At 44.9% G+C, this 20141-nt stretch carries 16 protein-coding genes and 1 other RNA gene; 10 read left to right on the top strand and 7 right to left on the bottom strand.

What is annotated here, in order from left to right; genetic code table 11:
• Positions 1-11 precede the first annotated feature (11 nt).
• Positions 12-395, bottom strand: coding sequence for a response regulator (locus DK846_RS03175; protein WP_109967796.1), 384 nt, complete (start codon positions 393-395; stop codon positions 12-14).
• 1127 nt (positions 396-1522) lie between these two features.
• Between DK846_RS03175 and DK846_RS03170 the strand changes: the two genes are divergently transcribed.
• The gene (locus DK846_RS03170; protein WP_109967447.1) at positions 1523-3175 is read left to right on the top strand and encodes a small ribosomal subunit Rsm22 family protein; all 1653 of its coding nucleotides are present in this window, start codon (positions 1523-1525) and stop codon (positions 3173-3175) included.
• A gap of 68 nt (positions 3176-3243) precedes the next feature.
• Positions 3244-5181 carry a tetratricopeptide repeat protein gene (locus DK846_RS03165; RefSeq protein ID WP_109967446.1) on the top strand — a complete coding sequence of 646 codons (1938 nt, stop codon included), beginning with the start codon at positions 3244-3246 and terminating at the stop codon, positions 5179-5181.
• Between the two features lie 18 nt (positions 5182-5199).
• On the opposite strand, the gene DK846_RS03160 is transcribed toward DK846_RS03165, so the two are convergent.
• Positions 5200-6426, bottom strand: a complete 1227-nt coding sequence (locus tag DK846_RS03160; RefSeq protein ID WP_109967445.1) for an adenosylhomocysteinase — start codon at positions 6424-6426, stop codon at positions 5200-5202.
• A 154-nt stretch (positions 6427-6580) separates the two neighbouring features.
• On the opposite strand from DK846_RS03160, the gene hisF reads away from it, so the two are divergent.
• Positions 6581-7399 carry an imidazole glycerol phosphate synthase subunit HisF gene (gene hisF / locus DK846_RS03155; RefSeq protein ID WP_109967444.1) on the top strand — a complete coding sequence of 273 codons (819 nt, stop codon included), beginning with the start codon at positions 6581-6583 and terminating at the stop codon, positions 7397-7399.
• Position 7400: 1 nt separating this feature from the next.
• Here the strand turns inward: hisF and DK846_RS03150 are convergent, their stop codons facing one another.
• The 3 genes from DK846_RS03150 to DK846_RS03140 all read right to left on the bottom strand — a co-directional run bounded on the left by DK846_RS03150 (position 7401) and on the right by DK846_RS03140 (position 10110).
• A complete protein-coding gene (locus DK846_RS03150; protein ID WP_109967443.1) occupies positions 7401-8147 on the bottom strand; it encodes a SagB/ThcOx family dehydrogenase in 747 nt (248 codons plus the stop codon).
• 50 nt (positions 8148-8197) lie between these two features.
• Positions 8198-8516, bottom strand: an RNA gene (gene rnpB, locus DK846_RS03145) — RNase P RNA component.
• A gap of 61 nt (positions 8517-8577) precedes the next feature.
• Positions 8578-10110, bottom strand: a complete 1533-nt coding sequence (locus tag DK846_RS03140; protein WP_109967442.1) for a hypothetical protein — start codon at positions 10108-10110, stop codon at positions 8578-8580.
• A 208-nt stretch (positions 10111-10318) separates the two neighbouring features.
• Here DK846_RS03140 and DK846_RS03135 point away from each other — a divergent pair, with 208 nt between their 5' ends.
• The 7 genes from DK846_RS03135 to DK846_RS03105 all read left to right on the top strand — a co-directional run bounded on the left by DK846_RS03135 (position 10319) and on the right by DK846_RS03105 (position 17750).
• Complete coding sequence (locus DK846_RS03135) at positions 10319-10885, top strand: TIGR00296 family protein (RefSeq protein WP_109967441.1); 567 nt, start codon at positions 10319-10321, stop codon at positions 10883-10885.
• Complete coding sequence (gene tgtA / locus DK846_RS03130) at positions 10885-12342, top strand: tRNA guanosine(15) transglycosylase TgtA (protein WP_109967440.1); 1458 nt, start codon at positions 10885-10887, stop codon at positions 12340-12342. Before DK846_RS03135 ends, tgtA begins: the two co-directional genes overlap by 1 nt.
• Positions 12329-13963, top strand: a complete 1635-nt coding sequence (arcS, locus tag DK846_RS03125) for an archaeosine synthase subunit alpha (protein WP_245926440.1) — start codon at positions 12329-12331, stop codon at positions 13961-13963. The genes tgtA and arcS overlap by 14 nt, the downstream gene beginning before the upstream one ends.
• Before the next feature lie 41 nt (positions 13964-14004).
• On the top strand, positions 14005-14844 hold the full coding sequence (locus DK846_RS03120) for a sulfide/dihydroorotate dehydrogenase-like FAD/NAD-binding protein (protein ID WP_109967438.1): 840 nt from the start codon (positions 14005-14007) through the stop codon (positions 14842-14844).
• Entirely contained in the window at positions 14845-16188 is a 1344-nt protein-coding gene (gltA, locus tag DK846_RS03115) for an NADPH-dependent glutamate synthase (protein ID WP_109967437.1), read from the top strand.
• A gap of 3 nt (positions 16189-16191) precedes the next feature.
• Positions 16192-16647: a ribonuclease III domain-containing protein gene (locus DK846_RS03110; protein WP_109967436.1), complete on the top strand. Its 456-nt coding sequence runs from the start codon at positions 16192-16194 to the stop codon at positions 16645-16647.
• An 89-nt stretch (positions 16648-16736) separates the two neighbouring features.
• The gene (locus DK846_RS03105) at positions 16737-17750 is read left to right on the top strand and encodes a lysylphosphatidylglycerol synthase transmembrane domain-containing protein (protein ID WP_109967435.1); all 1014 of its coding nucleotides are present in this window, start codon (positions 16737-16739) and stop codon (positions 17748-17750) included.
• Positions 17751-17810: 60 nt separating this feature from the next.
• On the opposite strand, the gene argF is transcribed toward DK846_RS03105, so the two are convergent.
• Both argF and purD read right to left on the bottom strand, forming a co-directional pair.
• The gene (gene argF / locus DK846_RS03100; protein WP_109967434.1) at positions 17811-18719 is read right to left on the bottom strand and encodes an ornithine carbamoyltransferase; all 909 of its coding nucleotides are present in this window, start codon (positions 18717-18719) and stop codon (positions 17811-17813) included.
• Complete coding sequence (gene purD / locus DK846_RS03095; protein ID WP_245926439.1) at positions 18716-20038, bottom strand: phosphoribosylamine--glycine ligase; 1323 nt, start codon at positions 20036-20038, stop codon at positions 18716-18718. Before purD ends, argF begins: the two co-directional genes overlap by 4 nt.
• Between the last annotated feature and the right edge of the window lie 103 nt (positions 20039-20141).

Raw genomic sequence — 20141 nt, 5'->3', positions numbered from 1 at the left:
GAATGAGAATATCAGAGAAGCTCTAAGTACTCATTTACAGTCTCAATAAGATCCTGTGGTTCAAATGGTTTTGTGATATAATCTATCACGTACTCTTTCAAATATTCCATTTTTGTATCTGGTATATCTTTGGCAGTGAACATCGATATAATTAAATTATCTGCATAGCCACGATCAACAATCTCTCTGATGGTATCCCAGCCATCCATGCCGGGCATCATGATATCCATAAGGACGACGCCTTTGAATCCCTTATCAAGAATTTCAAGACATTCAGCCCCGCTTTTGGCAGCATAAATCGGTACTGTATGACGTTTAAAGATCGATTTGACAGTAAAGAGAATATCTTCATCATCATCTACAACCAGTATTCCTTTCTCAACGGTTTCATTCATAAGATCATCTCTCCATCCATTTTTTTGTTGTTCCATTACAGGTAGCAGAATGATAAAGATGGCTCCTCTGTCAGGATAAGGACTCTCTGTTCGAATACTACCACCATGGTTTTCTCCGATCTTTCTACAGATTGCACGCTTTAAACCGGTTGAAGTTTTGTCATGCTGCGAACGATCTGACTTGTAAACACATCAAATACCTTTTCAGTCTCATCTGCATGTAAACTCTGACCATTATCAGGTACGTGGATCTCTATCAATTCTCCTGATGTATATACTGAAATATGTATCTTTCCGTCCTTACGCTGGATATACTTTTTTCTGCTTGATACCAGATTCTCGATTAGTTCATGAAACAGAATTCATTCAACACCTGAAATGAGGTCTGATGATAAGTCATGTATGAAAGTGACTCCGGCAGTTTGAAGATAAGGTGCATGGGAATTAAAATACGGGATATACGTTCCTGATAACTCCTGACTTGTGAAACTGTATTATAAGATCAGTCTGAATCTCAACGAGTGAACGATACCGTTGTTCACCTGAGAACAGCCCATTCTCTTTCTCTTTAAGGTTTTTAATGAGAGATTTTTTGAATAAATACTCTGATGAAATCTTTTTATTTAGTTTTCTAAGTTAATTTCCATGAGGTTTTGTTCTGACTTAATATGTGCTTCTAGAATGAGACGAATATCTGTATCAAACAGGATCATATACAAGTTCAAACAGTTGAAATCCATCTGAAACCTGGTGAATAGAATCAATGAGATGCTGTAGAGTATTCAATGTCAGTCTCAATTTATTCCAAGATTTCGACAGGGTTCAGAGTAAGATGCGACTGATACTACTATAATAAAAATGAGAGATACCATCATAGTAAATAAAAGATGAGGAAAAAAACGGAATTTTACCATGAATTTTACCTTTCTTTTTCATCAGATACTTCCTGCTCAACATCTACCAAACCGACTATATTGACCTGGCCGAACAACCAGTTAGATGGGACACGATAGTCTCCTTTTCACTCCCTATAAGATGAGTAATAATAACTCGTATGGTACAAGAATATAAGATTCAATTCTGAGTGAGATACGAGGATTCAGATCAACAGTTCTTTCGGGCATTATATGAAACAAAAAAGACCTTCAGATAAAAGTGAAGTTAAGAGCATTCAAGGTAAAAAATCTTATAATAAAGATAGTTCAGGAAAGAATATTTCAGGATCAGATTCTCGAAGGAAACAAGATACAAAGATAAATAAAAAATCAGGGAAACCCAGAAACACCCAGAACAGATCTCACAAAAATAAGCCATACGAACCTGTTGGGCCAAAATTTCCTTCCGTCCTTGAAGATCTCATCTCTCAATTTATAACAGAAAAAACCGGAAAACCATATCAGGATCAGATATTCCTGGATCGCTTACGTCAGGCAATCGTGGCACAAAAAGCCGCATATTGGAGAGAAAAACCAGGAAAATCTGTGAAATATGGGAGGGGATATGATATACTTGCCTATCTGGCATATCAGGTTCCTGTTTACTTCACTCAATTCAGATCTCTGTTACAGAATTTAAAACCGGAATCCATACTCCCTCACGACGTTGTCGCTCTTGATATCGGAACAGGTCCCGGCGTTGTTCCTCTGGCAATTATCGATATCTGGAAAGATCTGAAAAAAGGATATTTAGATATCTATGCGATCGAACGGTCTGTAGAACATATTGAAGCATACAATTACCTCACCAGAGAATATACCAAAGATAAACCAGATATCAGGATTCATGATGTTATTCATGATGATCTAACAAAGATTTCTGATGCTAGTCTTGCACAATTGCCCGAACATGTGAATCTTATCACATTTCAAAATGTACTGGCAGAACTGGAACACTTGAGTATCCCTACAAGGGCTGCAATTGTCTGTTCATTTACCAAGCGTCTTACTGATGACGGACTTCTTATTATTGTTGAACCTGCTGAGATGAGGCATGCCACCAGTCTGCGATTGCTCCAAAATGAATTGATTAAAAATGGTCTGAATATATATAGTCCATGTGCATATCTCTGGGGAAGTGGCTGCGATCCATCATCATGCTGGACCTTCAAAGAAGAACCACCAATTCAGGCTACATCACTCATGACACTCCTTGCAGGTGAAGAAGAAGCATACCGGTTTATCAACACAGACAGAAAATATGCATATGCCATTCTGACAAAAAAGCAGATTAATGCATGTGCATACCGTATTCCAAGAAAGACCCGCATGGTACGCCTTTCCCATATGGAGAAGAATGAAGGGCGATCTATCTCTGTGGCAGGTCTTCGGATGTCAGAGGATATTGGGACAAAGGGGATGCATATATTTAAATTCTGTGATGGAACCTGCAGAGAACCGGCCTATTTAGTTTTATCAGCCAGAAACAGGAGACCAGGGCATGGAGCTCTTTTTTCAGCAAAATATGGAGATCCTCTGACAATTACTGGAGTCCAGGTTCGTCGCCATAAACAACATAAGGCATGGAACTTGGTTATCAATCAGGATTCTCGTATAGAACGACCAGATACCGGGGGAATGATTCCAAGAGCGAACACTTCTGAACCAGATACATATACAGATCATGAGGATCATTTTTCTCCTTCCAATTCCCATACCAACAATTCAGATGATAATTTCCATCCAGTAGAGATTATTACTAACCGGACAGTTAGTTCTGTAGATCGTGGCGTTGGAAAAGAAACTAAATCGAAAAGATCAAGAAATAAAAAGTCAGGGCAATGATCAGAAGAGGAAATGAAAATAGTATTAATGTGTTATGCACCTAATTTTCTTTACACGTGGGGTGGGGGATGTCTGACGAGGATCCAATAAAAATATTAAAAGTTCGGTATGCTAAAGGAGAGATTACCACCTCACAATATGAGGAGATGCTCTCGTATCTTTTAGAAGATGTAACATCAATACAAAAAAACCCCATAATAAAAACCTCTATTGAAGATGATCAGGAACTTTCACAAAATCCGGGATCGAGTGAAGCTGTTGATAATATAACACCTGATACACAAAGTTCTGAATCTGGTGACAATACAAATATCCAAACATCATGTGGGATTCAGGATGAATTAGATTATGAATCTGATGAGCCTATCGGTGATGATCCTATTACGGATGAAGGCTTTCATCCAGGCCTATCATCAGAAAATGGTATACAGGCTGATGGTACTACAACACCTAAACATGAAAATCAGATTCCCGAAAGTCAATATCTTACTGATGCCACACTCTCAGCAGGAATAGTAGATGAGAACCGGATTCTGGAAGAACAGATCAACGAACTGGAGATCATAGAAGAGACAGAAGATGAGGTTACAACAGGTGAGCCATCTTCTATCCCTGGTGTTTTTCTATCTGGTCAGGATCTGAGTAATGTCTGTTATGTAACAGCAGTAAACCTCATCCATGCAGGTGAGTATGATAAAGCTCTTCCATTCCTTGAAAAATCCATCGAGATTGATCCTCATCAGTCACAAGCCTGGCTCTATCGTGGAAGTATCCTCCATAACCGAAAATCATATAATGAGGCACTCGTCTGTTTTGAAAAAGCACTTTCTCTTGATGAGTCCCAAACCAAAGCAGCTCTCTTCAAAGGATACTGCCTATTTAATCTTCACAGAGATCAGGATGCTCTCTCTGCATTTGATCTGGTACTATCTCAGGATCGGCGTCATGCCCGGGCCTGGCTTTTTAAAGGATACTGCCTTCAGAATCTGAAACAATTCAGGGAGGCTGCTTCTGCCTTTAATGCTGTAACTGAACATAATCCCAAAGAGATGGCAGGATGGCTCCATAAAGGAATATGCCTTTTTGAGTTAGACCAGCACCCAGATGCCCTCTCGTCTTTTGACAAAGTTCTTGAACTTGATAAGAGGAATTTATCTGCCTGGCTCTTTAAGATCCGGTCATTTATCAAGATGAACAGATATCAGGAAGCTTTGCAAAGTTCTACAAAGCTTATTGAGATATCCCCACGCGAGATAAGTGCCTGGCTCTCACGGGCAGACATCCTCCTTAAATTAAATAAAATAGAAGAAGCTCTGGATGCTACCAAAAAAGCCCTGGTCGTTGATAAGTGGAGTGCAGATGCCTGGAATCTCAGGGGCCTGTGTTTTCATAAACTAAAGCGATATGAACAGGCTCTCCCTTGTTATGAAAACGCCCTGAAACTAAATCCTCGACATGCCGAAGCAATGAGAAACCGGGCATCCTGCTTCCATAAATTAAAACGCCATGTAGATGCTCTGCAATACTACGAAGTTGCCATAGAAGACAATCCCAACAATATTGAGGCATGGTTCAACCGCGGGCTGATACTTCATAAGTCCAAGAAATATGAAGAAGCTTTGAATTCCTACGAAAAAGTCATCAACCTTGACAGATTCAACGTAAAAGCCTATTTTAACAAAGGAAAAATCCATCGCGCTCTTGAGCAGTACTACGAGGCTCTGCAGGCTTTTACCCAGGCAACAAATATTGATCCACAGTTTGCATCAGCCTGGTTTCATATGGGCCTTATCTATTCAGATCTTGTCAGGCAAAAAGAAGCTATCCAGTGTTATGACAGGACTTTAAGGCTTGACCCCAGACATGTCGGTGCACTTCTTTACAAAGGGATCATACTCGATGATCTCGGAGCTAAACGTGAAGCTTTTGCTTGTTTTCAGAAAGCAACATCTCTCGATCCAAAAGTTGCAACTTCGATGAAGGTAAAGGGCAAATTCGCCCACTAATTTTAAAAAAAATGGGATTTACGTTCCTACATCCCAGCTACACATATAATGTTCCTGATCAGCACTCAGGGTATCAATTCCAAGACCCAGTGACGCGAGTTTTATTGATGCTACCTCACGATCGATGCTGTCAGGTACTGCATGAACTCCGGGCTTAAGCTCGGTATGATGTTCTGCAATGAACCGGGTTCCAAGGGCCTGCAGAGCAAACGAGAGATCCATTACCTCTATCGGGTGACCCATTCCTTTTGGTACAGCCAGGTTAACGAGTCTGCCTTCTGCTAGCAGGTGGATGGTACGACCATTGATCAGGTAACTCTGAATGCCATCACGTTCAATTATCTGCTCGGCATTTTTGTTTAGCCATGCACCATCAATCTCAACATTGAAATGACCGGCATTGGAGAGAATTGCCCCGTCTTTCAATAATTTGAAATGCTGTTCATTGATGATGTCTTTGTTACCAGTTGTGGTGATAAAGATGTCACCGATCTCTGCAGCTTTGTTCATCGGCATGACATGGTATCCTTCCATGTATGCCTCAAGGGCCCGACGTGGATCAACTTCAGTAACGATAACCTTTGCACCAAGCCCGGAAGCTTTCCGTGCGATTCCTCTTCCGCAATATCCAAATCCAGCGACAACCAGCCATTTTCCGGCTATCAGGTTATTTGTAGTTGCCATGATAGCAGTCAGGGCACTTTCTCCGGTTCCATGCACATTATCAAAGAACCTCTTCATAGGGGTATCGTTGACAGCAATGACCGGGAACTCTAACTTTCCTTCTTCAGCCATTGCACGAAGGCGGTGGATACCGGTTGTTGTCTCTTCACATCCACCGATGATCTTCGTTAGCACATCCCGCCTGGACGTGTGCATCCGGTGGATCAGGTCCATTCCATCATCGATGGTAATATCCGGCTTTGCATCAAGAACGGCATCCATGGCCGAGTAATACTCATCAACTGAGCATCCGCGTTTTGCATAACACGTAACGCCATCAACTCTGTCTAATGCCTGAGCAACATCATCCTGGGTTGAAAGTGGATTGCACCCGGTGATGAAAACCTGAGCTCCACCTGCTGCAAGAGTTTTAACAAGGTTGGCGGTTTTTGCTTCAACATGAAGAGCCATGCCGATGGTCATGCCCTCAAATGGTTTATCTTTTCTAAACCGGTCGGCAATAGTGCCAAGCACCGGCATATATTGCCGTGCCCATTCTATCTTAAGATCCCCTGAGTCCATGTATAATCTTCCAAAAATTTTTCCTATCCAACATCCGGATAGTCCGCGTCAGACAGGATTTTGAATCTTCGGTATAATAAGGACGGCTGAAATATTAAATGAATCAGATACTGAATCATAACCCTCATCAGGGAAGGCGGAGGAGATCTCAGGCATGGTACTTACCCGTCGCATCATCCCATGTCTGGATATCAAAGACGGTCGTGTAGTAAAAGGGACGAACTTCATTGGACTGCGAGATGCCGGCGATCCTGTGGAACTCGCCGAGCGATATAATGAACAGGGAGCAGATGAAGTGGTATTTCTTGATATCACCGCATCAAAAGAGAACCGGGGTATGATCATCGATGTAATCAGTCGTGCTGCAGACCGGCTCTTCCTTCCCCTGACTGTTGGTGGGGGTATCAGATCCCTGGATGATATCAAACGTACCCTACGTGCGGGAGCCGATAAAGTCAGCATGAATACGAGTGCTGTTGAAGATCCCTCATTAATAGAACAGGGTGCCCGGGCATTTGGTACTCAGTGTATCGTGGTAGCCATTGATGTCAGGCGAAATATGAGTGATAATCCTGAAGCTACGCAGGTCTCTCTCAAAGATGGTACCACGTGCTGGTACGAGGTTGTAACATACGGGGGATCTAAACCTACCGGAATTGATGCAATAAAGTGGGCGCAGGAAGCAGAAGAGCGGGGTGCAGGAGAAATTTTGCTTACGTCAATGGAGACAGACGGAACTAAAGATGGATTTGACATCCCAATTACCTCCCGAATATCAGATGCAGTTGGAATTCCGGTCATCGCATCAGGAGGTGTAGGAAACCTTGAACATTTTTACGATGGGTTTGTATACGGTAAGGCTGACGCAGCATTAGCAGCGAGCGTCTTTCACTATGGGGAGATGACTGTTTCAGAAGTGAAAGATTATCTTATAGAGAGAGGACTACCAATCCGTCCTCCTATGAGACGATAAATTAATCTTTTCTTTTCCCTACTGCTGCAAGATAAATGCAGAACTGCTCTTCTCCATCCAATCCAAGAGCACAATTCATCTCATCATCACGATATGAACCGATGGCACATGTTCCACAACCAAGGGCTGTTGCAATAAGATACAGGTTCTGACAGACATGTCCGGATTCGATAAATAAATACCTCCAACCTCTGGATCCAAACTTCCAGAGAATCCGGTCAGGAACAGCGATCCACAGGAAAGCAACTGCAGCTCTCAGGATTATATTTGGCCTTCTGCAAGCTGCAGCAACAGCCTCCCCTCCACCAACATGACATGTCTCTTTTACCAGGGCATGATCGAGCGGGAGGTATCGATAAATACCAGGTTCAAGACCTTCAACCCGGTTTACAACGATATATGTTTCAAATGGGTGCAACGCACCAGCAGACGGGGCATTACGCAGATGTGGTGCACCTCCGGTTTCACTCACTCCTTGAGTATAATGAAGCATCAGGGAAAGTTCCCATTTCATAAGAGGCTCATCAGAATATTCACGGACAGTCCGACGCATCTCCATTATATCGCTGAGTAACATCGGATCCATCGGAATATCTGAAACCTGAGGAAGTGCTATCAGAACCTGGGATGGTTCACATGTACCACATACTTTAGGATTTCCGGTTTCGGTTCCTGTTGATGGACTCGGCTCCTGTAGATGAGTCTGCTTAAGAAAAGAGCGTCCAGTATGCCAGTCTGGTGTCTCCATATATAGCAATAGCAACACCAGCTACTTGAATCGTTCTGAGTAAAAGTTTTGAGTGGGAGGAGTAAGCCCCCTTCTGTTCATTGCGGCATTCAGCTTAGCGCCGAACCCGGGCAGACACCGGGCTGCCTGTATGCCCTGTTCCGGCTTGCACCCGCAGGGATTCACCGTTCCATCGACTCCTGAACTTCGATGCTCTGCAGTTTGGATCTGCATCATAGCTCAGATCAGGCCGTGTCGTTTCTGTGCCATAGCCATGACTCTCGCCATCCCCGAATGAACGAGGCTGCGTACCCGGTAGGTGGAGGGACTTTCCTCAGCTGCCGATCAGATATAATCAAACCGGCTACCGTCAGCCGCACTCTCCCTCTCACCTTATGGGTTTATCAGTACTTGATGAAGAAGCTGACCAAAAAAAGATCTGTGAAATGGATTAATCAATGGTAAGATAGATTATAGCTTTTGCAGATGCCGCATCCTGATCCTGTTTACCATAGAAAAATGTAATTTTATCACCGGACTTTACCTTCCTGGTATTTAGTCCGTCAGTGCCTGGATTCGTAAAGTGCTGAAGTGTTACATCATTGACCTGACAAAACCAGTTTTCATCGCCATACTGGAAATCACCGATGCTGTCAATAGCCAGGATATTTCCTTTTCTCATCCCGCGATCATTTACATTCATGCCTGATATCTTCTTTTCATTTGCCAGGTACTGAAGAAGTCCAAGCGGTGTATCTGCTCCGACTTCATAATCTTCCCCTGATTGTGCAGTCACATTTACGAAACCTGAAGGAAGTTTCAATGATCCATCATAAAGCACATTCTTTCCTGAATGACTAGTATTTGACTTCGAAACTTCAGTTTCATTAGAGGTATCATTTGTGCGTCCGGATGAAGATGAGGAACTATTTTCTGAAAGAGTGGGTGTTTCAGTAGGTTCAGGAGTACTATCAGATGATATTTCTTCGTCACCATACACCGGCTGATTTGGATCTTTTATTTTAGATGAGGAAGTCGTCTTTGTAGTAGTATTAGTTTTAGTTTCTGAATCTTCATACACTGGCTTGTTAAGATCCATGGAATTTGAGGGTGAGGATGTGGTTGATTCAGATGTAACTACAGACTTCCCTTCTTTATCCTCATATACCGGCTGATTTGGATCACTTGTACGAGATGAAGACGGAGATTCTGTCGTTACGCTTGATTTCTCTTCATCATCCCCATATACTGGTAGATTTGGATCTTTCCCAGATATTGTGGATTTTTGTGTCGGTTCAGTTGATGGAGCCTTCGTTTCCACAACTGATGGTGTTGTTATAGTTGGTGATGGTGTTATCGTAGGAGTAATAACAGGTGTCAGAGTTCCTGTACCTGTCGGGGTAGCTTGTACTGAAGTTGTCTGGGGTGATATCTGGGCCACTGTTTTAATCTGGCTTGCCTGATCAGACAGAGCACCGATGCTGACTCTGATAGTCGCTGTGGCATCCTGAGGTGACTTGGTCGGATTTCCAAACACAAATACAACCTTGTCTCCGGTTTTCAATGGAAATACATTCAGGCCATCCTCTGTTGGCAGCAGATAATCCTGAAGTTGTTTATCATTTACAAGAACAAACCAACTGTTTTCGCCAGAATTAACATACCCGTTCACTCCGTCCAGAGTCAGAATACCACGCTTCGTTATCAGTTCGTCTCCAACCTTGTAACTCTCAATACTGTCAGTACCGGCAAGAGCCTGAATTATACCAAGAGGGGACATCGCAGGAACCTGATACAATTTTCCAGATACCGCTTTTATCGAGACAACACCCTCACCGGAGGGTATAGAACCACTGAAAATTTCAGCTTTGCCTGATACAGATGCAGATGATGACAAATTACCGTCAGCAAGTGCGACAATAGGTGTGATTGTACAAATACAGAGAAGAACAAGAATGAATATTAAATTTGAATAGAATCGCATGATCAACCATCACTCCAGATACTGAATGCAGATCTGAATAGAGTGTAGTGTCTCATATACTATAAAGGATCAACAAAATCCCGCTCCATGTAGGAGATCGAAAGGCAGTACTCATTCAAAAGAGTAAATGGGTCAGAGTATTCAGGACATATAGTATCCAGAATTCTCCGCCGGTATATATATCCTCATACGAACCTCATTACTCGGCATGGAACTGCTCACTGCTGATGAGGGTAGACTTGCTCTCTCATATGCACGGAGTGTAATGCATGAGCATATTGCCGGGACACCATACGATGAGCCGTCCTGGCCCGCAATCTTTTCCAAAAAACGCGGGGTCTTTGTAACACTCACAATTCATGGAGAACTTCGAGGATGTATTGGGTATCCGTATCCGGTGCTTCCGCTTAAAGAGGCGATTCATGACGCAGCATGCAGTGCTTCAACAGAAGATCCACGTTTCCCTCCGGTAAAAGCCGAAGAGCTATCACACATATCAGTGGAAGTGACCATTCTGACAGAACCGCAACTTCTCGAGGTTGCTCCGGATATGCGGACCAGTGCCATAGAGGTTGGAAGACATGGACTCATTGTGAAAGGGTTTGGAAGATCAGGACTTCTGCTTCCCCAGGTTCCGGTTGAATGGGGATGGAATACACGTGAATTTTTGGACCATACATGCAACAAGGCGGGACTGCCTGCAAAGTCCTGGCTTGAATCTTCTGTGCAGGTATTTACCTTTGAAGGACAGATATTTAGCGAGAAACACGATTAATGGCGCTTTCATTTGAGATTCTTGAAAAGGATATCGCTGGCAGGATCGGCCGGCTCTCCGACGGTAAAAAGACAGTAAAAACACCTGCTCTTCTTCCTGTAATAAACCCACATCTGCCCATTATCACCCCAAGGGAGATGCAGGATATGGGAGTGCAGGCCCTGATAACAAATGCATACATCATCTCCCGTAGTACTGAATTCAGGGAGCGGGCTCTTGCTGAGGGACTTCACGCAATGCTTGATTTCGATGGCGTGATAATGACCGATTCAGGATCTTTTCAGCTCTCCGTATACGGAGAAGTGGAGATATCCAATCAGCAGACCATTGAATTCCAGCAGGCGATTGGATCTGACATTATCGTTCCTCTTGATATTCCAACTCATCCGGACACCGGACGCGAGCAGGTAGAAGAAGAACTTGCAATAACCCTGTCCCGCCTGAAAGAAGCAAATGGATTTGCCAATCATGCAAATCACACCCTGGCAGGTCCGGTTCAGGGTGGCCTTTTTGAGGATCTCAGAGAGTTTGCAGGCAGGGAAATATCAGAAATGGGCCTCAAGTTCTGCCCGCTTGGTGCAGTCGTACCACTCATGGAAACATACCGGTACAAGGATCTTGTACGGGTTGTCATGGCTGCCAAGCGAGGCCTGAAACCAGGGATATGTGTCCATCTCTTTGGTGCCGGCCATCCATCCATGTTTGCCCTTGCAGTTGCAATGGGATGTGACCTCTTTGATTCTGCGGCATATGCCCTATACGCAAAAGCCGGGCGTTACATGACAACACACGGAAGTTATCATCTCCATGAACTCTCGTACCTTCCATGTGCCTGTCAGGTATGTAGTACACATACGGCAGAATCACTCCAGAAATCACCGGATAAAGAGCGACTTCTTGCATTGCATAATCTTCACGTGACTCTTGCAGAGATAAACAGAATCAGACAAGCCATCAAAGACGGAGTTCTTTGGGAACTTGTAGATGAACGGTGTCGTGGTCATCCGCAACTGCTCCGCGGGTATAGGGAACTTCTCACATTTGGAGAAGAACTGAAACAACAGGACCGGGTCTCTAAACGGCGGTTTTTCTATAGGGGCACTGAAAGTTGTCTGAGAACAGAGGTTCTCAGGTATCACGATATGGTCGAGAGATTTGAGGTTGGAAAAAGAGCACTGGTAACGTTTGACCAGAAAGTACACAGTGGTTATGATGCTGTCTTCTTCTTTAAACCACCATTCGGCCCATATCCTCCGGAATTATCAGAAACATTTCCAATAGGTCAGAGTGAGATACCAGACTGGGACAACGAGATGGTCAAATCCGGTTGCATTGGGATCGAGCGGCTTGCAAAAGCAAATCCGGATACTAAAATAATTGTCAGGTGTCGTTCGATCTGGAAAAATATTATCGAAAGCAATGCCCCGAGCGTGGAGGTGGATCTTGAAGACTTGTGAATTTACTGCACGTGATGGAACCGGCAGAGCAGGAAGGCTCCGGATTGATGATAGTGAATATCTCCTCCCGTGGGCTGGAGATGTACCTTCACTCTTTCCAGCCCTTACAGAGAGGAAACTTGATGCCTTTTTCCCCTCTGATGATCCAGAGTTCGTGAAGAAATTCTTCACATCAGATGGAAAACAACCGATCCGGTTGCATATCCACCATCCTGAAGAGGTAACAAGCGGGGATGCAGTCATAACCCCGAACTGGCACACTCTTATTCAGCAGCCCAGGGATTTTGTCAGGCATCTGCAGATTCTAAAAGAAAGAATTCCTCCAGACACCTGCTGGTATTTCCCGGGAGGAGTGCTCCCAGAGAACGCCGCCATTCTGGTTCATGCCGGATTTGATCTCTTTGATTTTACCGGTGTGGATCTCAAGGCTGTCCAAGGCAGATTCTGCCTTCCTGATGGAGATTATCCTGAAACAGTCATGGCAGAAGGTCTCTGTCAGTGTCCGGGATGCAAAGCAGGTGATCTCAGGGAACATAACCGAAACGCCCTCAAACAGGAACTTGCCCTAATAAGGACACGTATTAAAGCAGGAACATTCAGGGAATTTCTTGAAGGTCGTGTACGAACAAGGCCACCGTATGTATCTATTATGCGTCATCTGGATCGCAGTGCCCTGATGGAGAACCACACACCGGTGACCAGATCCACGCCCTTTATTGCAGCAACTGGAGACAGCATTCACCGCCCTGAAGTGAAGAGATTTGCAGAGCGCCTTCTCACCAGATATATCCCACCTCTTACAGATGTGGCTGTTCTGCTTCCCTGTTCAGCAAGAAAACCATATTCACTCTCTCAGAGTCATCACAAGTTCACCCAGGCTATCAGCAGGCGTGCACATGAACTCATTCTCACATCTCCACTCGGTCTTGTCCCTCGTGATGTTGAGCTTGTGTATCCTGCAGCACACTATGATGTCCCAGTAACCGGGTATTGGGATCACGAAGAACGATTCCAGATCGCTGACACGCTTGCTAAGTATCTCATGAAACACCAGTACCGCCGGGTCATTGCACACCTTGATGGTGATGCTCTTCTTATCGCAACAGATGCTGCAGATCAGGCAGGTATAACCTTAGAGTCTACCTGTTCTACTCATCCAACCGATCCCGTAGCTCTCAGGCAACTGAGCGAGGCACTGTCAGGCGAGAAGAAAGTGAAGAATCATCTTCTCAGGGGTTTGGTCTCAATGCAGTTCGGATATGACCTCAGGGTTCCTGGGCTTGAAGTTAAAGGATCATACCCTGAAGTTATCGTGAAGAAAGGGCGTCAGCAGATCTTCTCTCTCGAACCCTCAACCGGTATGCTCAGACCGACCTTTGACGGATGGAGCATGATTGACACCGGGTACCGGGTCTATATCGACGACTTTGTTCCCCAGGGGGATATTCTTGCTCCGGGAGTTGTTGAGGCTGATCCTGCAGTCAGGGAAGGCGATGAGATCCTAGTCATTGGGGAGAATGCCATGGCAACAGGTCGTGCTGTGATGTCAGCAGATGAGATGATAAGGTCACACCGCGGGGTTGCGGTTCGCGTGCGTAAGGTAAAGAAGTTGAACGGGTAATAAATAAGGCACACGACCAGCTTTCCGGATGTGACATTTTTTTGTATACAATAGAGAAATCAAACGAGATAGCAGATAAGATATTTGAAATCTGGGTTGATGCACCACATGTTGCTCGAAACGCACAGGCAGGGCAGTTTGTAATCATCCGAATCGATGAGACCGGAGAGCGGATACCCCTTACTATCTCCCGCGCTAGAGGAGATCTGGTCAGAATCGTTTTTATGGCAGTCGGGAAGACCACCCACGCCCTTGCAGCTATTAAACCCGGTGGCAATATTGCAGATATTGTCGGACCTCTTGGTCACCCAAGTGAAGTAAAATCATGGGGAACCTGTGTAATTGTTGGTGGTGGAGCTGGAATATCTTCAACACCCTGTATTGCAGAGGCATTGAAAAAAGCAGGAAATAAAGTCATCGGGATCATCGGGGCCAGGAATGCCGGGATGCTCATCTTTGAAGATGAAATGAGAGAGATCTGTGATGAACTCCACGTCACAACCGATGACGGCTCAAAGGGAAGACATGGTTTTGCAGCAGATGTCCTGAAGGAGACTGTCGCAGATCAGAAGATTGATGCAGTCTGGATCATCGGACCGGCTATTATGATGAAAATCACCTCCATGGCGACCCGGGATAAAGGTATCAAGACCTTTGTTTCCCTGAACCCCATCATGGTAGATGGCACAGGTATGTGTGGATCATGCCGGTGCCAGGTAGCAGGAAAGACAGTCTTTGCCTGTGTGGATGGGCCGGAGTTTGATGCCCATGAGGTTGACTTTGATCTGCTTATGCAGAGGCAGCGGTATTACATGGAGCAGGAAAAAGAGGCTATCGCACTCTGGAATCAACATGGATGTTCCTGTGCGGAGGGGAAATAAATGGGAGACCGCCCTGCAGAAGTCAGAATTCATGACTTTCTGGAAGTTGATACCGGGTTTTCTCCTGAAGAGGCAATTGCAGAAGCGAACCGATGCCTACAGTGTAAAAAACCAGCATGTGTTGATGGCTGTCCTGTCAATATCAATATCCCTGTATTTATCGCTGAAATTGCAGAAGGAAATTTTGCGAATGCAGCAGTTTCAATAAAGACCCAGAACATGCTTCCAGCCATCTGTGGACGAGTATGTCCTCAGGAAACACAGTGTGAAATACTCTGTATCCTTGGTAATAAGGATAAACCAATCCGGATTGGTCAGCTCGAAAGATTCGCTGCAGATGAAGAACGCCGGACAGGTATCAAACCCCAGGATAAAAAACCTTCAACCGGAAAGAGAGTGGCAGTGATTGGATCAGGTCCGGCAGGGATCACAGCTGCCGGAGAACTGGCTCGTGAAGGGCACAGCGTAGTCATGTACGAGTCTCTCCATCTCCCCGGTGGTGTGCTGACATACGGAATTCCTGCATTCAGGCTTCCCAAAGATGTTGTAAATGCAGAACTTGATCAGGTGCTCAAACTTGGAGTTGAGGTAAAACTCAACCATTTTGTCGGGAAAAGTGTTTCGCTTTCTGAACTTCTCACATATGATGCTGTGATGCTTGGAACCGGTGCAGGCCTTCCATACTTCATGAACATTCCTGGTGAACATCTGAACGGCGTCTACTCAGCCAATGAGTTTCTCACCAGGGTAAACCTGATGCATGCAGACCAGTTTCCAAGATTCGACACACCAATAGCAAAGGCCAGCCGGGTAGTTGTTGTAGGAGGAGGAAATGTTGCAATGGATGCGGCAAGGACAGCACGAAGAATGGGAGCAAAAGTAACTCTCGTCTACCGACGCCGCTCAGAAGATCTCCCTGCACGACTTGCTGAGATCCATCATGCAGAAGAAGAAGGAATTGAGTTCATTACCTGTGCAAACCCGACCCGGATATTAGGTGAGCAGGTAGTGACGGGAGTTGAATGTGTCAGGATGCAGATGTGCGAACTTGATGCCAGCGGAAGACCGGCAGCAAAGCCCATCGATGGCGATACATTCACGCTCGATTGCGATGTTGTCATCCAGGCAATCGGACAGGGACCAAATCCGGTACTGGTCCGTGAGATAGAGGGTATTGAACGTGGACGGGCTGGCAACGTAATAGCAGACGGTGATGGAAAAACGTCACATCCAAAGATCTTTGCTGCCGGAGATGTTACAACCGGAGCAGCAACAGTAATCCTCGCAATGGGTGGAGCCAAGAAAGCAGCACAGAGTATCTGTTCCTATCTCACTTCAAAATAAAACATGCATTATTCTGCTGATAAACCAAATCTCGAGGATATCATCGGGTATACCTTTGCTGACCCTGATATTCTTGAGAGGGCACTCAGCAGAAAGGCATACTGTCAGGAACAGGGATATCCTGAAACCAACCACATGGATGCTCTGGCAACCCTGGGCGATGCAGTGATTGAACTACATATTCTCACCCGCCTTGTTGAAACGGGTGGCTGTGATAAGGGCGAGATATCAGTAAAAAAAATGGATCTCGTCAACATGTCCATCCTTCGCAGGGCAGGAGAAACAATTCATCTTCATGAGTATATTCACTGGGGAAATGGTGAGATGCGTATGCATATCTGGTCATCAGGTCGCGTTATTGCAGAATGTATTGAAGCATTAATAGGTGCTGTTTACCTCGATGGTGGGTTATATGGAGCCGGGCAGGTTATGGAAACTATTGGGCTTTTTCCTGCATAGGTAGGTTGGAATCCAAGATTTAATTCATAAGACGGATATATGGGTCAGATCCAATTAGTTCAGTTTAAATTCAAGAATTAGGAGAAAGAATGGAAAAAAGCCAGAAGAAATGGATATATATTTCAATCGGAATCAGCGTTATCATTCTGGCTGTGATGGTAGGTTCTACTTTCAACGAAGAAACTCTCACCTACCTGGCACACATCAACATCTTTTTCCTGATGCTAGCATTATCACTCAGATTTATTTCCTTTGCTCTCTGGGCACTTCGTATCCAGAAGATGTCTCTCTCTCTTGGATACCATGTACCATTTGCTCACTGTTACAACATGGTTGTTGCAAATCTTCTTGCAGGTGCCCTCACCCCTGGTCAGGCAGGAGGAGAACCGGTCAGGATTCACGAGCTCTACAAGGCAAAGATGTCGGTTGGTGACGCAACTGCCGTAGTTATAATGGAGCGGGTTCTTGATGCGATCATGCTGGTAGGACTCAGTATATGCAGTATCTTCATTATGGGTAGTGTTATCTGGTCTCTTAACAGTGGAATCATCTTTGTGATCTTCTTTTCCCTGTTTCTTTTGATCTTTTTTGTTCTCCTGCTTGTGTATGCAGTACGGTATCCAGACCCTGCAAAACGGCTGGTTATGCGGTTTCTTCACTGGATAGAAGTTAAGATGAAGAAACCATCATTTCAGAAGATTATTACACGGACAGATGTTGAATTTGATAATTTCTGTTGTGGAATCAACGCCTTTGCAAAACATGGAAAATCCGGTTTTGTCTGGGGGTCTGTCTGTACCATCCTATTCTGGTTCTCAGAGTTTGTGGTGGCATCTGTAATTCTAATGGGGCTTGGTCTTCCACCCTCGGTTTCTGAATCCATGCTTGCCCAGATCATTATCGCCCTCGTAAGTATGATCCCGATTACACCGGGTGCGTCAGGTGTTGCAGAGCTATCTGCAGCTTCGCTCTATGCTCTCTTTGTCCCGACAGCAGCACTTGGGATCTTTATCCTTCTCTGGCGACTCATTATGTTCTATCTCAACATCGTCTTCGGATTTATCTCAACGATGTTTATCTTCAAACGCGAAATAACAGAATAACCCTTTTTTATTAAAATTTCAGGAATAAAAAAGAAAATTGATTATATATAATTACAGTACTTACGCCAACAAACGGAGGAGAAGGGCCTTCTGAACATGGAGCCGGTTTTCTGCCTGGTCCCATACGACACTTCTGCTGCTGTCAATCACTTCATCGGTGATCTCACTGCCACGATGTGCGGGTAGACAGTGCATGACAATTGCTCCTGGTTTGGCATGGCTCAGGAGATCCATATTCACCTGGTAGGGAGCAAATATCTTCTCACGTTCCTTTGTTTCTTCCTCGTGACCCATAGATACCCAGGTATCGGTCATAACCACATCAGCATTTTGAACTGCTGCAATGGGATCTTCTCCCAGTTCTATTATCGCCCCTTCACTCCTGGCCTGTTCAATATATTCAAGTGATGGTTTATACTGAGGAGGACATGCAATTCTGACCTCCATACCGGTGAGGATAGTGCTCAGAATAAGTGAGTTACATACATTATTTCCATCTCCAACCCAGGCAACTGTTACTTTTTCTATCCTGTGCAGGTGCTCTACAATGGTCATAATATCTGCAAGAATCTGGCAGGGATGTTCACAATCAGAGAGACCATTTATCACCGGGATATCAGCATGAACTGCAAGTTCGGTTACACTCTGGTGTGAGTTTGCCCTGATCATGATGGCTGAAACAAACCGAGACATAACCCGTGCAGTATCACGAATTGCTTCTCCTCTTCCCAGTTGCATATCCTTGGGATTAAGGAACAGGGCATGACCACCCAGCTCATACATGCCCACTTCAAACGAGATCCTTGTTCTGGTTGATGATTTTTCAAAGATCATGCCAAGAGTCTTCTGTGAAAGATGAGGAGGAAAAACCCCGACCCGTCTCTCTTCTTTGAGTCTGCGGGACGTTGCGATCAATTCGCCAAGTTCGTCACGTGAAATATCAAGAATCGAGACAAAATCTTTTTTCATCTAATCTCCTGCATGTGATCTATCCTCTTTTTAAGGACATCCATGGTTCCCACATCACGGCGGTGACGAACAGGTCCCTGGACCGATGCTGCTGCGGCTTCTGCTATCTTCTCAGCCTCTTCCAGGGTATCACCAATACCAACATACGCCATGGTTCGTGATGACTGCGTAATCAGGTGATCTCCTTCCCTGACAACTGATGCATAATACAGCAGTGCAGGTCCTCCATCCCCGGGTATTATGAGATTGCCGGCATGAGGATTATCAGGGTACCCGTCAGGAACAATATATTTGCAAACCGTGGCCTTGTTTTCAAAGGAAATTCTGATCTTATCAAGGGTCCCTGTTGTAACTCCCCGGATCACATCTCCGATGTCTGAACTTAAAAGGCTAAGGACATTCATTGCTTCAGGGTCTCCAAATCTTGCATTAAACTCGATAACCATCGGACCACGGGCAGTATTCATAAACTGACCATAGAGGATTCCAACATACGGATATCCCTCAGTTTCAAGGGCAGCTACAACCTTTTTCATGATCGCTAGGGCCTGATCATATTCATCATCGGTGATGAATGGCATCCGGTGATCTGGAAGAGTATATGATCCCATACCGCCGGTATTTGGTCCGGTATCACCTTCGAAGGCTCTCTTATGATCCTGAACCAGAGGCATAGGGACCAGGTTTTTCCCATCTACAAATGCCTGAAGAGTGAACTCCTCACCGATCAGACGTTCCTCAATAACTACGCCGCCATTTATTTCACGAATGTACTCACAAGCGCCATCCTGATCAACATGCTCACCCATGATCCTGACTCCTTTTCCTCCGGTAAGTCCGATCGGTTTAATTGCAAAATCAGATGATGTGGTCTTCAGGAAGGTTATCGCTTCATCGGGACCTTGAAATATATGATATCCAGGTAAACCCGGAATGTTATATTGTTTCATCAGGTTCCTGCAGAAGGCTTTATCTGTCTCTATCTGTGCTGCCATCTTTTTCGGACCAACACAGAGTACTCCTGCTGAAATTAAGGAGTCGACAACCCCGGCCTCTAGAGGAACTTCTGGACCGATAAACGCATACCCAATCTGGTTTCTGGTACAGAAGTCTGTAATCTCCCGGGAAGCTGTCTCCCTTGTGATAATATACTCCTGTGACAGGGCAGCGATGCCCGGATTGATGCGTGTCATTGCTGCGTAGACAACAATATCCTGGCCTTTTGAGAGAGCCTGTGCTATAGCATGCTCTCTGCCTCCGCTCCCGACAACGAGAACCTTCATCTGCTGCCTGCTTTCCTGATGAGTGTTTGTATTCATGCGCTATCTTCTGGATTTTTTGATATTTACCGGGAACAGCAATACCCGGATATACAGAGCATCTATTGTATAGAGAAACACAATTACGGCTGCTACCAAATCA

This window comes from Methanospirillum lacunae (assembly GCF_003173355.1).
Lineage (GTDB): Archaea > Halobacteriota > Methanomicrobia > Methanomicrobiales > Methanospirillaceae > Methanospirillum > Methanospirillum lacunae.
The sequence above is the reverse complement of the archived record's forward strand: the minus strand, read 5'-3'. Positions and strand labels throughout refer to the sequence as shown.